The organism is Roseibium sp. TrichSKD4 (genome assembly GCF_000148725.1).
In the GTDB taxonomy this organism is placed as follows: domain Bacteria; phylum Pseudomonadota; class Alphaproteobacteria; order Rhizobiales; family Stappiaceae; genus Roseibium.
This window is the reverse complement of the sequence record NZ_GL476302.1, coordinates 38,962-52,939: the sequence shown is the minus strand read 5'-3', so window position 1 is coordinate 52,939 and position 13,978 is coordinate 38,962. Positions and strand designations below refer to the sequence as shown.

14 protein-coding genes and 2 pseudogenes are annotated in these 13,978 nt (G+C 48.8%); 12 read left to right on the top strand and 4 right to left on the bottom strand.

Translation table 11 applies throughout. The features are described 5' to 3' along the window. The 3 genes from TRICHSKD4_RS31095 to TRICHSKD4_RS02535 form a co-directional block, all read right to left on the bottom strand. The coding region (locus tag TRICHSKD4_RS31095) for an IS66 family transposase (RefSeq protein WP_040616070.1) at window positions 1-850 on the bottom strand (850 nt) is incomplete at its 3' end. Window positions 851-919: 69 nt separating this feature from the next. Continuing rightward, window positions 920-1,267 carry an IS66 family insertion sequence element accessory protein TnpB gene (tnpB, locus tag TRICHSKD4_RS02540; protein ID WP_009465831.1) on the bottom strand — a complete coding sequence of 116 codons (348 nt, stop codon included), beginning with the start codon at window positions 1,265-1,267 and terminating at the stop codon, window positions 920-922. After that, entirely contained in the window at window positions 1,264-1,650 is a 387-nt protein-coding gene (locus TRICHSKD4_RS02535) for a transposase (protein ID WP_009465943.1), read from the bottom strand. Before TRICHSKD4_RS02535 ends, tnpB begins: the two co-directional genes overlap by 4 nt. Before the next feature lie 13 nt (window positions 1,651-1,663). Here TRICHSKD4_RS02535 and TRICHSKD4_RS02530 point away from each other — a divergent pair, with 13 nt between their 5' ends. From TRICHSKD4_RS02530 to TRICHSKD4_RS02480, 11 genes and pseudogenes are all read left to right on the top strand, one after another. Then, window positions 1,664-2,599: a type IV secretory system conjugative DNA transfer family protein gene (locus TRICHSKD4_RS02530; protein WP_168156965.1), complete on the top strand. Its 936-nt coding sequence runs from the start codon at window positions 1,664-1,666 to the stop codon at window positions 2,597-2,599. A gap of 64 nt (window positions 2,600-2,663) precedes the next feature. After that, a complete protein-coding gene (locus TRICHSKD4_RS02525) occupies window positions 2,664-3,014 on the top strand; it encodes an amino acid transporter (RefSeq protein WP_009465829.1) in 351 nt (116 codons plus the stop codon). Window positions 3,015-3,097: 83 nt separating this feature from the next. After that, the gene (locus tag TRICHSKD4_RS02520; RefSeq protein WP_009465828.1) at window positions 3,098-4,318 is read left to right on the top strand and encodes a hypothetical protein; all 1,221 of its coding nucleotides are present in this window, start codon (window positions 3,098-3,100) and stop codon (window positions 4,316-4,318) included. Beyond that, window positions 4,315-4,743: a hypothetical protein gene (locus tag TRICHSKD4_RS02515; protein WP_009465827.1), complete on the top strand. Its 429-nt coding sequence runs from the start codon at window positions 4,315-4,317 to the stop codon at window positions 4,741-4,743. The genes TRICHSKD4_RS02520 and TRICHSKD4_RS02515 overlap by 4 nt, the downstream gene beginning before the upstream one ends. A 72-nt stretch (window positions 4,744-4,815) precedes the next feature. Beyond that, window positions 4,816-5,319, top strand: a complete 504-nt coding sequence (locus TRICHSKD4_RS02510) for a hypothetical protein (RefSeq protein ID WP_009465826.1) — start codon at window positions 4,816-4,818, stop codon at window positions 5,317-5,319. A 45-nt stretch (window positions 5,320-5,364) separates the two neighbouring features. After that, on the top strand, window positions 5,365-5,787 hold the full coding sequence (locus tag TRICHSKD4_RS02505) for a hypothetical protein (protein WP_009465825.1): 423 nt from the start codon (window positions 5,365-5,367) through the stop codon (window positions 5,785-5,787). A 243-nt stretch (window positions 5,788-6,030) separates the two neighbouring features. Next, window positions 6,031-7,203 carry a DNA cytosine methyltransferase gene (locus tag TRICHSKD4_RS28845; RefSeq protein WP_009465824.1) on the top strand — a complete coding sequence of 391 codons (1,173 nt, stop codon included), beginning with the start codon at window positions 6,031-6,033 and terminating at the stop codon, window positions 7,201-7,203. Continuing rightward, entirely contained in the window at window positions 7,200-8,156 is a 957-nt protein-coding gene (locus TRICHSKD4_RS02495; protein ID WP_009465823.1) for a hypothetical protein, read from the top strand. The genes TRICHSKD4_RS28845 and TRICHSKD4_RS02495 overlap by 4 nt, the downstream gene beginning before the upstream one ends. Further along, the gene (locus tag TRICHSKD4_RS02490) at window positions 8,156-10,174 is read left to right on the top strand and encodes a hypothetical protein (protein ID WP_009465822.1); all 2,019 of its coding nucleotides are present in this window, start codon (window positions 8,156-8,158) and stop codon (window positions 10,172-10,174) included. The genes TRICHSKD4_RS02495 and TRICHSKD4_RS02490 overlap by 1 nt, the downstream gene beginning before the upstream one ends. After that, window positions 10,171-11,145, top strand: a complete 975-nt coding sequence (locus TRICHSKD4_RS02485) for a hypothetical protein (protein WP_009465821.1) — start codon at window positions 10,171-10,173, stop codon at window positions 11,143-11,145. Before TRICHSKD4_RS02490 ends, TRICHSKD4_RS02485 begins: the two co-directional genes overlap by 4 nt. Before the next feature lie 102 nt (window positions 11,146-11,247). After that, window positions 11,248-11,877, top strand: a pseudogene (locus TRICHSKD4_RS02480) (transposase); the annotation flags it as partial. Here TRICHSKD4_RS02480 and TRICHSKD4_RS28840 read toward each other — a convergent pair. Beyond that, window positions 11,866-12,926 (bottom strand): IS630 family transposase gene (locus TRICHSKD4_RS28840; protein ID WP_085979595.1). Its coding sequence is split into 2 segments (ribosomal slippage): window positions 11,866-12,434 and window positions 12,434-12,926, totalling 1,062 coding nucleotides; the frame shifts between segments, so codons are not numbered across the junction. The pseudogene TRICHSKD4_RS02480 and the gene TRICHSKD4_RS28840 sit on opposite strands and share 12 nt — an antisense overlap. Window positions 12,927-13,014: 88 nt before the next feature. On the opposite strand from TRICHSKD4_RS28840, the pseudogene TRICHSKD4_RS02470 reads away from it, so the two are divergent. Further along, window positions 13,015-13,764 (top strand): annotated as a pseudogene (locus tag TRICHSKD4_RS02470) (IS5 family transposase); the annotation flags it as partial. Between the last annotated feature and the right edge of the window lie 214 nt (window positions 13,765-13,978).

Sequence of the window (13,978 nt, the reverse complement as noted above, 5' to 3'; positions counted from 1 at the left end):
ACTGATACCATGCACAGGGTGGCGATTGGCCAGACCAGGCACGCTCATCCCGCACATAGGTCCAGACCCGCGCCGTTTTGGTCTTCTTGTTGCCGGGGGCCAGCATTTTGATGGGCGTATCGTCGGCAAAAAGCGCAGGTCCTTGCCGCACCATCCGTCCGATGGCATCGGCAAGAGGTTCCAGCAGGGCCGTCGAGCGACCAACCCAGTCGGCCATGGTCGAGCGGTCCAGATCGACGCCTTCACGGGCAAAGATCTGGCTCAGGCGATAGAGGGGTAAATGATCGGCATATTTGCTTACCAGAACATGGGCCAACAATCCCGGTCCGGGCCGCCCACGCTCAATGGGGCGCGATGGCAGCGGCGCTTGCACAATCGCCTCGCACCATGAACAGGCTTTGCGGGGCCGGATGATCCGCTTCACCTTGAAGCGTCCCGGCACGTATTCCAACTCTTCGGTGACATCCTCACCCAGGGTGCGCAAGTTGCCACCACAACGACCGCATTCATCACCGGGAGAGAGCTCCTCGTCTTCCCGATCCAGATGATCCGGCAAGGGCTTGCGGCTGTGTTTGCGCTTCGGCTTTGGATCAACTCCCTCCTGCGACGGGGCGGGCTGTTTTGCCTGGTCTTCAGCGGCCTCAACAATCTCGGCGTCCTCGAGCAGATCGAGATTGAGCTGATCCAGACCCTCAGACTTGGAGCCGAACCGATGCCGATTGGCCCCGTGCAACTGGTGTTGAAGCTGCTCGACCTTGAGGCTCAGAGCCTTGACCTCGTCGGCCAGAAGGCGGTTCACCGCCCTCAATTCGGCGGGGTCCTCCGGGGTGATATCAAGGTCCTTCAGCATCTTCGATCTTATATCAGATCAAGGGCGTAAGTTGAATCCCGAGAGGCGCGCAAACGCCAATATATTGGCCTATCCGACGCTCAGGGGCCGCCATGTTTTTTGCGGCATCCGCCAGTCTATGCCTTCAAGCAACATCGACAATTGCGCGGGCGTCACGCTGACCTTACCGTCCTTCGCAGCAGGCCAAACAAACCGGCCCTTCTCAAGGCGCTTGCTGAACAGGCATGCGCCCTGTCGATCCCACCAGATGATCTTCAGCAGATCACCGCGCCGTCCCCGGAACACAAACAGATGTCCAGAATAGGGATCAAGCTCCAGAACCTTCTCCGCCTGAGCCGCCAAAGTGTTGAACCCGCGCCGCATGTCCGTCACCCCGGCAGCCAGCCAAACCCGCGCGTTGGACGGCACGGGGATCACGGCATTAGACCTTCAACCAAAGCCAGCACCGTCGGCAGCGCCGTCGTCCCTTCCACCAATACCCGCCGCCCGTCCGACAGCGTGATATCAACCCGCTGAGCCGACAACGGCATATCCGAGGCAAGCGCCGCGATCTGGTGGCCTGGTGCGGCCTGCGGGCCCTCTATCTCCACTGGTAGAAACGCCGCTCCATCAAGGACGCAATCGCTGTCTTCTGGCGCAAACCGCTCATCACGCAGCCAGTTGTGGATCAGGTTCGCATTCATCGCAGAGCGGCGCGCAACCTGCGCAACCGAAACCCCCGGCACTCTGGCCTGCAAACAGATCGACCGCTTCTCGTCATCCGACCAAAACCGCTTCTTGCTGCCCTTCTTCGTACCCAAAATGTGCCTCACAATGTCCATTAACGAAAATGGACATTATCACCCCACTGCGCTCCCCGTCAGAGCGGGAATACCGAACGCTCACGGTACAGAAGATCTGCTGGAGATCTTTTCCCGCATGGCAATCATTCCCCATTTTGATGGAGCTATTGCACGGGCAGGCAAACGTTTTTTGAGCCAGTTCAAGAACAATCCAAAATCCGCACAGAGCTTTATCACTGAAACTCAGGAAGGGCTGACAATCTTTGAACCCGCCACCCCGATTGGCAAATCTTGCGAATATTCCACCTTTAAATTATCGGACATCAAAAACCCAAACAAGAACGTAACATTCCATATTATCCTGCCCCCTGAAAAGTCCGGCATTAATGACACATTTGCCGGACTTGCCCTGAACTCAATTTGCACAACTGCTATTGAAGCAGACAGCTTCCATCCCCAAGTCACCATAATTGCAGATGAGTTTGAGAACTTATCAACCGCGCCAATCCCCGTCATTGAACGTGTTTTGAAAATAGGACGCACGAGAGGCGTGCGCCTGTTTGCCTTTATTCAGGATCAGGAAAGCCTGAAAGCACGCTACGGGCAATTATCCTCCATGTTCTGGACACAGGCAGCCGTCTTCATGGCGATGGATATTCGCAATGTGGAAGAAGCAGAAGAATACTCCAAACGTGCAGGCCAACGTGCCATCGTGACCGACAGCGCGACTATTCCAAAACAAGGCGGTGAGTTTGATGTGAGCGTCAATGAAGAGGGTATTCCTCTCATTCGGCTTGATGAACTGACACGAATGCCCAAATTCACCGCGATATTGTTCAAGGAACAAAATCCGCCTCTGATGCTTGATTTGGTTCACTACAAACAAATCGATCCGTGGATCTATCGGATCGACGATGTTCCAGGCAGCCCTGCCGAAGGCCATTTCCCGATAGAATACCGAGCGTAGCCGCTCCAGGTTCCCCTCCCTTCCTTTCCTTCAAAATTCATGCAGCCAAAGACAGGAGGCGTTTATGTCACCCTTCAATGGACTTGGTGCGTTTCTACGTAGCAAGAAACCAAAACTTCCCACTCCACAATCCACCACGCCGAATGCGGATTACAAATTGCGCATGCCCTACTGGTTGCCCTTTGCCAAGATTGGCGCAGTGATCGGTGTTCCACTCATTCTCCTCTCACTCTGCGGGCAACCTGCTCTACGCATGCAATATACGTGGAATGGTAACGGGCTCTTTCCGGTTTATTTCAAGTGCGATTACCTCACCTTGTTCGATGGCTGGCGGCATATTGAAAATCGCGGCGGCACTTACTGTCCAGTGATTGGATTGTTCCCGCTCGATCTGTCCAAACTACTTTTTTCATAAATTTTGATCCGCATGTTCACCAGCCTGCCTGCAGGCAAACGGTTTTGCGTCCAGAACATGCTCCATATGAAAGGAAAATATCCATGACAAAAAAATGGACACAAACCGTCATCTTCATTGTAGCGGTCGTTTCCGGCGTATTGAACTATGATGGCCTGTCTTCCCTGGTCGCACCAGATGATTGGTGGCTCAAGTCCGTCTGCGCAATGACAGGCGTTGCCGTTGCCCTTTCATTATCCCTGTTCTGGAACTGGGCCTTTGAAACCTTGCCTGACTTAAAAAGCCGGTCGAAACGTATTGCCGGCTGGCTTGTGGTCTGGACCGGTTTGAGCCTTATTGTCTCACTCTCAAGCTATTGGAACGTAGCGTCACTCACGCGCGGTGAAATTGATCGACTTGCTGAACGAGCCGCCGTTGAGCGCGTGGAGTATCAGTATAATCTTGCCGTCAGAGGCATTCAAAAATCACGTTCCATTGCGTCTGACATATCCTCCCTGCATAGCGACACTCTAACTTTGCAGGAAATGGAAGTCAGCTCTGGAGGCACGTCCGCCTCTGCGGGCGAAGGCGCAATCTCCAACACAATGGGCCAAGTGGCTGGCCGCGTCCATTCCGTTGTCAAGGCAATGCAAGCCTCAACGAATAAAGTTGACCAGCTTCAATCAAAAGGAGATCAATGTCTCGGTCTATTACGCGTAACAATCACCTCCGGTAACATTGATAAAGCGGGTGAACACCTTTCCTGTCTCAATGGTGTTATCGCGCAAATGGCTGGGCAGGATGTCTTGGCATCAACGGTTCGCGGTTTGGAAAACTTAACCGCTGGCATTGTTCTGCCCGCAAATATCAAAACCAAAAGCCAGCGAGACATCATTGATGGGTTCATCACTGAAAGCCAAGAAAAGGCGAACAATATTGCCAAATCCATAGGTCAGATCGAACAGGGTAAGTTGCCTGAACCGCTGACACTTGAGAGCCCGAATATCATGCGCGGGGTCTTAGAATATTGGCAATCAATCCTTCCCGCCATTGCGACGGCCTTGGGACTGGATTTGCTTCCCCTTGTAATTTTGATGTTCAAAACGCTTTTGCGCGATGAGCGCGATTCCAAAGACGATCCACGCAATCATTGGACCGCCGTTGAACTGATTGATGCGGCAAAACAATTGAAAATGATTGATGACTTTCCGCAAAAGCCCGGAAATCGTGGACTTGATGTTCCTGACTATATTGATCTCAATCTCAATCCCGGATCGATTGACACCAACAATCGCGGCCAATTGGGTGATGGACGCAAGGAATGACATTCCTTCAACGGTTCATCCGGTCACTGAGAATTCTAATTGCATCCGCTTTTGCTAGCGTAGCCCTGTTTCTGATACTCACAGACATTCTCGATGAACTGTGGCGCTTTGAGGATTTCCTTCCTGGCAATGATCCCGGTGACATCAAGAAATACGTACTCTTCAGCAAGCACAAGCATCAAGGCTTCGAAGTCGTCACCGGTGTTCAATTTGCGTCAAGCCGCAATCGTACAATTGAAAAACAATGGTGCTATGTCAGCAAAAAAGGAAGCGTAACCGCTTCCAATCAAACCTTACACATTGCCGATGTTAACGGCGCTGATTTGCCCAAAATCAACACCTTCAGCAACGAGGTTCTGGCGTCCTTTGACCTTACCCCTCAAACGCTGAACCCATTCGTCAAATCTCATTGTCGGTTTCAGTAGGCCGTTTTACCACTCAAAAGCAACGGTCTCCCCTTCCCTCAAAAATCTGACCTGAATAAGAGGACATCAATCATGATGGAACTTCCCGCACGCCTGTTTCCGCCTGCGCTTCTGGCAGGCCTCATTGTTTACGGTGCTGCCACCATGCTCTGGCTACAGCCAATAGTCGAAAAACGCCTCGCTGAAAAGCGTCTCATTCCGCAATGCGAAGCCAGTTTGCAATATGCAGAAAAGACCACATCGCCGCCAAACAACGAAAAATTCCGCCAAGCGCAAATCGTCATCCAAATGTACGAGAACTCGCCACTTGGCAACATGCCAGGGGTCAAGGAAAGTCTGGAAGCTGCAAAGCGCATGGTGGAACAAATGCGTCCACAAAAATTCCGCATGTCAAAGATTGATCGCTCCAGCATCTGCGGCTGCGCAGTTGATACCGCCTTTGATGGCATGGGCCTCAAAATGACACTGCATGTGGCAAGTCTGAGAACGCATACGCCAAAAAGCTTAGGTTCCATCGATCAAAACATCATGGCAATCGCCAGCAATGGTCAGTGCGGTGCGCTGCCCTGGAAATAGCCGCTTAAACAATCATCACAACGGCAAACTATGGAGAACTCAATCATGGAAAAAGCTACCCCAAAAACCAAAACCTATTTTGAAAATGCCCAAGGCATCAAAGTCACGAACAAAACCCTCTCAACCCGCTACAAAGACGAAGCCATTCTTGCCAATCAATCCGTCATTGTAGGCCGCGAGCCGCTTATCATCGGAGGAATATTGGGTTTGGGATTGATCCTGTTCTGTTATCAATTCGGCGATCTTTTGTACTGGTCAGAAATGTTCCTGATCATATCTGTCAGTGCGCTTATCTTAGTCGGTGGCTATTCCATTGCTGCCCTGCGCGTAGGTCAATATATGCAGGAACGAACAATCTTCTGGCACACTATATGGACAGTCCAAAACGTCCGCATGGCCATCGCACGAGCCAGAAATGACATGGAGAACGAAACTGAAAACGTAATCATTCAAGACATTGGGGAGTAGTGCGTAATTCGGTACATAACAAGGCAACTTGGACCTTGACCCGCATCACATTCGAAATCTAGTCAGCCTCAATGCCGCGCGTCATTCCTTGCGCCTTAATTCAGCATAAGGGGAACCATCAATGCTGAAGCTATACGCTATCACCACAACGTTCTATCGCAAGACAAAAAGACATTTTCAAATCGAAGTGTTACGTTTTCGCAGTTGCTGAAAGATTCGTGAATTCGGAAAAGGAAACTTTGAGTGAAGGCCATTAGTTTGTTTTCCGGTTGCGGGGGTATGGATCTTGGATTCGAAAATGCAGGAATATCTATATTAGCAGCATATGACTCTGATAGCTATGCTGTATCATCTTACAACAGAAACGTGAAGTTGTGCGCAAGAAGAATTGATGTAAATCGCCTAGATAGCATCCCTTCCAATTTCGACATACTGATTGCAACGCCACCTTGTCAAGGATTCTCTACGGCAGGAGGTTACCGAGTAAATGATCCGAGAAACAACCTTCTTATAAATACGTGTGAGATAATTAAAAAAGAATCTCCGAAACTTGCAATTATAGAAAATGTTGCAAGTATCATAAACATTAGAAATTCCCCTTTACTTAATATCGGACTTGATATACTTCGCGGCAGCGGCTATCATGTGGAAATAAAAATCATTTCATGTGACAATTTTGGAGTTCCCCAGAGAAGAAAGCGCGCATTTATATTCGCGAGAAGTGATCGAAGATACTTTCGAACAGACATACTTTCAGGCGCATCTTCGAAAGTAATTTTAAAAGACGTTTTTAACGATCTGCCGATGCAAGACTATTCGCATAAGCCCAGAGTATTCGCGTCCGGAACTCGCCACCACAAGATAGCGGAATCCATTAAACCAGGGCAAAAACTATGTAATGTTCGCGCAAGCGCACTCTCGGTTCCAACCTGGCATATTCCTGAGGTCTTTGGTCACACAACCAAGCAAGAAAGACAGATTCTAGAGCTGATAAGGACGCTTCGTCGAAGGAACAGGAAGCGAAATTTTGGAGATGCTGACCCGGTTTCAATTGAAGAAATTAATTCTGAATGCACAGTCAACGTAGATGAGGTGCTTCGGCGTTTGCTCCAAAAGGGGTACCTACGCCAAATTAATGATCTCTACGACCTTACCAACACTTTCAACGGCAAATATCGTAGGTTGTCGCTATTAGAGAGTTCTCCGACAGTTGATACTAGATTTGGGGACCATCAGCTTTTTTTGCATCCAAAAGAGCATCGCGGAATGACCGTTCGGGAAGCAGCACGAATTCAAGGTTTTCCAGATTACTTCACGTTTTCAGAGACACCAAAGATCTGTTACCGACTGATTGGCAATGCGGTTCCGCCACCTGTTGCACAGAAAGTTGCGGCTTTTGCGAGGTATTTGGTATGAGCAACTTAACTGAGCTCCCTGTAGAATGGGATTATGCCTCAGAAACGGACCACCTTGAGGCAGGATCTGTATCGTTTATTAAATTTCTTGGCAGAAAATTATATCAAGAATATGAGCCAAATCAGTTTCAAGTCTTTGAAGATAGATTGATTTCCTGGCTAAATAACCTCGACGATGAAAGAGATCAAAAATTGCTATTGGCTCTGCTCATTGAGCTATTTTTTATGGGTAGGAAAGAATTCGAAGCATTATATCGCTCGGTGTACGGCGGCACATTGAGCCGTTGGATTATTGAACAAGATGAGCTGAACCCATTCAGCACAACGATTGATGATGAAATAAAATACAAGTTGAATGCATGTTGGATCTGCCCAATTACAGATAGCTTGCGGATTAACTCTTTTTTGAAAGTAAATGGTCTGAAGACCATGGAACATAGACCTGACTGGAAATCTCTTGTAAAATTTGGCGACAAAGACAAAATCCGAGCGTATCTGCAAAAAAACGATGTAACAAAAATTATTCTTTTGGAGGATTTTGTTGGTTCTGGAACTCAAGTTCAGGATGCACTCGACTTTGTCGAGAAGCATTTCCGGGACTTGAACTTCCTTATTTGTCCGTTAGTCGTTTGTCCAAAAGGCGACGAAAAAATACGGGAAAGAACACAAAGTCTAAATGGTATCGATTATTCACCCGGGATGTTGATACCAGAAGAAGCTATGTTCAAAATAGGTTCAGCAAGCGCTAACCCAGAATTGAATGCAAAAATCTGGGACCTGTTTCTCCGTTTACAAGATCGATTAGATGCTCCTAACCCTGAATCTATGCTTGGTTTCAAAAAGACCGGCGCACAGGTTGTAATGTACTCCAATTGTCCGAACAATACGTTGACGATTTTCCATAGAGAATCAATCAGCTGGAAACCGCTATTTCCAAGGGTTAACAGGGTATAATGAAATCAAATCCGTTTTTTGAGCTTTACGTCGGGGATCGATTTACCTCACGAGAATTTGTGACAATATTCAGCGATTATCTAGTTCCTCACGCTTTACCCATATTTATTCCAGGGAACGTGGTTGTAACTGGAATTCAAGGTAGTGGCAAAAGCATGCTCCTTGGCTTACTTCAACCTACAGTACGTATTGAATACGATGCAGAAGGTGAGGACTTCCCTGTTCCCGAAAAGCGAAGAAAATTTATTAGCGCCAGCGTAAATTTGGCTCATCAAAGCGCAATTGATTTCGGATTACGCAAAGATATCGACGAAGATCCGGAAGAAATAGAGTTTCTTTTTGCTGATTTTTTAAACTATTTGATAGTTGATGGGTTTCTCAAATCATTGAACTCTCTCGTGAATGGGCCAGCGCATTTACGGACAGAAGTCGGGTTACAGACAGGTAGAAGTGCGTACAACGAAGTCGCACCAGTTATTTCTGATCTCTCAATTTGGGAGGGTTGGCTTGGGCCTTGTTCCACATTTGTCGAACTTCAAGAAAGAATACAAAGACGAATTAGGATTTTTCGAAGGTACCTTCATCGCAAAGATAAAGTATTAGATCCCTCAATTTCGAATACTCGCACTCAAATTGGACATCCGATACGAGATTGTATTGTTGCATTGAAAACTGCTGGCATTGTTGACAACGACACAAGTTTGTTTGTTGACGTAGATCAATATGAAGAACTGGGCAATATTTCTTCACGCAACACCGAAGGCAAAAAAGTAGACTATCGGTCTGTGATTAATAGAGCTCTGGCTGCCCGAGATGCAGCTGTATCATATCGGATTGGAGCACGAGGACACGCGTGGCGTAGACACAGTCGAATTCAAGGTACCGATGCGAGACTCGAAGAAGAACGTGACTATAAGTATGTCGATTTAGATATTCTATTAAAGAGAAAAGAAGATCAAAGAATTGATATATTCCCGAACTTTGCTAGAGACGTCTTTGTTCGTCGACTAAAATTTGCGGGCTTTAGAGATGACCTTCTTCTGAGCGCGAACCAAATTGAAAACTCAGATGAAGTTGAACCAGCAGATCAACTTGAAACTGTGTATGGCCCACAACTCAAAGCCAGTGAACGTGTCAACAAGCTTAACATAAGACAGCCCGAAAAGATCCTTAAACTCGAAGCCAGCTGGCGACCGGAGACAAGAAACAAGCTCAAAGAACTTGCTGCAAGTGATCTTCTATCAGCGAAACTCGGTGAGATTTGGATACGGCAGAAGGGAGACAAGTACGACCTAAACGTACCGAACAGCAAGTTGCCGTGGCAAGACAAATCTTATTGGCGAAAAGAAAGGAGGGAAGCTGCAGCACTGCAAATCGCTTCACAGGCTCATCAAAGACCTTATTGGTGCGGCGCCGATGAAATCGTCGGACTATCCGGCGGGAATATCCTAGTGTTTTTGAGTTTAAACCAATTCATTTGGGATACCTGGATCCAATATGCAGGTGAAGAGTCTGAGGTGCGATCGACGTTGCCTAAAATCGCTGAAATTGTGCAGTCGATTGGTATTCTCAAAGCAAGTAATTTCTGGATTGAAAAAATGGCTCAAGAAACGGGTAGAAGTTCTGAACGCCTGCAGTTTGTTAATTTGGTTGCAGAAAAATTAGCTGCGAAACTATTTTCAGATGAGAAACTGAGCAACCCGGGACACACGGGCTTTTCACTTTCGGAACATGAATTGAAAGAAATGCCTGAAGTTTTGCGATTTTTGGAAGAGCTATCTGACTATGGCAACATGTTGATGCTTGATCACACGACCAAAAACCGAGACCGCAGGCAACGGAAGAAGTTTTATTTTCATCCAGTTTTTTGTCCGCATTTTAGAATTCCATACATTAGGACAAAAGAACCTTATTATGCAAAAGTTAGCGAAGTAGCTAATTGGATATATGAATCTGGTTATAAGTCAGTACTTTCAAATAAAATACAAAATGAAGAACGGTCTCTATTTGATCAATGAAGAATTTTAAATTTAGAGCTTGGGGAGACGCCAGCTGGATTTTTCCTCACTTCAAAAACAATGACAAGTGGACTGTTCTGGCCTGTGTCGGAACAGAGACAAGAAGCGTTGATTCAATTTTTGAGCTCGAAAAAAACTCAGAAAGACTTTTCTTAATTCAAATTGAGGATCCATTTCCCCAAGACCCCGCGACCACACAAAGCGTGCTAGCGGGTGCCTGGAACCGGATTGAGCAAAGGCTGTCAGGTAAATACGAAAAGCTGTATGGTGAATTAAAATCTTCGCTTGATGAAATTGCCGACTACGTGGAGAAAGCCATTGCTGTTTCTTCCCACGTTTTGCTTGATATCACGTCGTTTCCAAAGCGCTGGTTTTTTCCGATGGTCCAGCTACTGGTGAACGATGACCGTGTGAAGAATTTGGTCGTTGCGTATACTCAAGGAACAAAATACGCAAAAGTTATTTCAACAAACCCTGAGGCACTTCGCCCGTTGCAGGGTTTCCCCTCAATTGATGGTCGCAGCGAGCACGATTTTGCTTTTGTCGGTGTCGGATTTCATTTGTTGAGTTTCTCTAGAATGTTCGGTGAAGACAGGCCTCGTGCCTTGAAAATGTTGTTCCCTTTCCCACCAGGGCCGCCAGGCCTGAAGCGAAACTGGAAATTTGTTGAAACCATGGAGCGGATTGTCGGTCGTGAAAATGATGGGTTAAGAAAGATAGATCCCATAGACTTTATCCAAATCTCAGCAGTAGATGTATCGCAAACCTTTGACGCGATATGTAGAGTCACAGGCAACGGAGACCGCACGTCATATATGCTGCCTTTTGGTCCGAAGCCTGTTTCGCTGGCGATGTGCCTTTTTGCGGTTGCTGCTGAGAAATCTGGAAAACCAGAAGTGCCGATCTACTATGCGCAGCCGAGTCAATACGCGCTTCACTACACAAAAGAAACACTAATTAGTTCGCGCTGAAAAACCCCTTAACTGATTGAAGAGTATGGATACCCATTGGGTTTTGGATGTGTGAATATGCCGGTTAGTTGATCCGAAGCACGCATTTTCTGGCATATTCTCATGAGACCTTCAAAACGCAACAAACGGTGTGGCGATCTGTTCAAGGAACGCCTGGCCGCAATCATCGATATGAACCATTCGTTGGTGCGGCTGTCTGGTCTGATGCCTTGGGATGAATTTGATGCGGAGTTCGGCAGGCATTATCGCCCCTTGGGACGACCGGCCAAACCAACGCGTCTGATGGCCGGGCTGCACTTTCTCAAGCACATGTACGATCTTTCCGATGAAGAGACGGTTGAGCGTTGGGTTGAAAACCCCTACTGGCAGTCTTTCTGCGGTTTTGAGTTTTTCCAGCACCAATTCCCCATTGATCCCTCAACCATGACCCGCTGGCGCAAACGGATTGGTCCTGAGGGAATGGAAAAGCTTCTTTCTGCTACGGTAGGTGTTGCGATTGAGAGCGGGACGATCAAGAAGAGCAGCCTTGAGCGGGTCTTGGTTGATACGACCGTTCAACCCAAAGCCATTGCCCATCCCACCGATAGCCGTCTTTATCACAAGGCCTTGCAGCTTCTGGTGCGCCAGGCCAAGAGGGCCGGCATCATCTTGCGTCGCAGCCATACCAGAGTTGCCAAAAAGGCGGCCTTGATGGCGGGCCGTTATACCAACCGTCAAAATTCAGAACCGATGGGCCCAATCTCGCATTCCGATGGACATGATGGTCCATGGTTGTTCAATTAACCTGTTCCATGCGCGGCAACAGATATCGATGATTTGTTCGTAGGATTTGAAGACCCGGTTTGACAGCCAGTTATCCCTGATGAACTGCCATAGGTTCTCGACCGGGTTCAATTCGGGAGACCTCGGTGGCAATGGGAGAAGGGTAATGTTGTTGGGAATGTCGAGTTTGCCAGATGTGTGCCAGCCAGCCTGGTCAAGGATGACAACGGCGTGGGCTCCCGGAGCGACTTGCGACGAGATTTCCTGAAGATGCATTTGCATGGCCATGATGTTGCACTTGGGAAGGACGAGCGCAGCACCGACACCCCGTTCCGGGCAGATGGCCCCAAATATCCATGCTGACTTTGTCCGCTGATCCTTGGGGGCCCGCGGCCTTGTCCCGCGTTTTGCCCATCGCCTTGTGATCTTGGTCTTTTGACCCACACGCGCCTCGTCCTGAAACCAAACCTCTATCGGGGTGCCGCTTTCAAGCTGATTGCCGATTTCCGCCAGTTCGGCTGGGAAGCTTTTTTAAAATCCTCGACGGCAAACTCGTTTTGCGCCGGATGCTGCGGCCGGGCCGTCAGACGCCGATAACCCGCATTCTTCAGCTCCCGCGATACGGTACGCTCGTCAACGACAATGCCAAATTCAGACAGGATCCACGCAGCGAGATCCTTCAAGCGCCAACGTACCACTGCATCCACCGATGGATACGGGCCTCGTTCGACAATCTCGATCAACGCACGACGCTGCTGCTCGTCAAGTTTTGAGGGGCGACCTGACTTGGGCGTATCCTTCAGACCATTGGGACCAGAAGCATTGAAACGCAGCACCCAATCGCGAATGATTTGGAGCGTCACTCCGCCAATATGAGCTGCGTCCGAACGGCTCCCCCCATCATAGATCACCGCCAATGACAAAAGGCGACGGGTCTGTTTGGCGTCCCGGCACACCCTCGCCAACCGGCGAAGGGTACAACCGTCAAAGTCATCTCGAAGCGGTATCGCGGCTCCCATGGCAAACTCCCATCGTTTGCCATCTGGAATCATATTCGCAACAAAACCGGAAGCCCAAATATGAGTCACTTCATCTGACGTTTGGTATTATGCCCATGCCAAACAGTTCAAGCGGATGCGCCGGGAACTCAAAAAGCTGAAGACCTATCTGGGCCGGGTCTATCGCGACATCTCCCGCAAGATCGCAGGCAACGAAGGTCTTGAGCACCGGTTCTCCCGTCTGCTGGGACTGGTGGAGCGGCTTCTGGCCCAGACCCCCAAGGACAAAAACAAGATTTATTCCATGCATGCGCCGGAAGTGGCCTGTATTGCCAAGGGCAAGGCGCGAACACCTTACGAGTTCGGGGCCAAGGTTGGCATTGCCACGACCAATCGGGAAGGATTGGTTCTTGCGGCGAGGGCTTTTGAGGGCAATCCCTATGATGGGCACACCTTGAATGACACCATCAGTCAGGCTGAGAAAGTCTGCGGCACCAAAGCTGAGCGTGTCTATGTGGACCGTGGCTATCGGGGGCATGATTATGAGGGCGACGCCAAGGTCATGATCTCCGGCCAGAAGCGCGGGCTGACGGCACAGATGAAGCGTGAGCTGAAACGACGATCAGCGATCGAGGCCACCATCGGCCACATGAAAACAGATGGACGACTTGACCGGAACTTCCTCAATGGCAAAAATGGCGATGCCATCAACGCCCTGCTGGCCGCAGCCGGTCATAACCTGCGTCTGATCCTCAATGCACTGATCATTTTGCTGCTCTGGATCACAAACCCCATCCCCAAACCGGTCAAATCGAATATTTGCGTATTGCTTCGGCCACGCGCAACATCAATGGCTTAGACGTTGTTCAGGGCGGACTAATTAGCAATGGTAAGGCGTCGTGTTTAGCTTACGCCCTAAAACACGACGGAAGATCGTTATATGAGGTCTAAAGCATTGGGGAAGCCTTATAGGCTCCCCCAAATTTATCGAGCCCTACTCAAGCCAGCAGGTAAACGTGATGGCTCCAACTGCACCCTTTCAATCAGATACGCTCGCTTTGGCCTCGCGATTT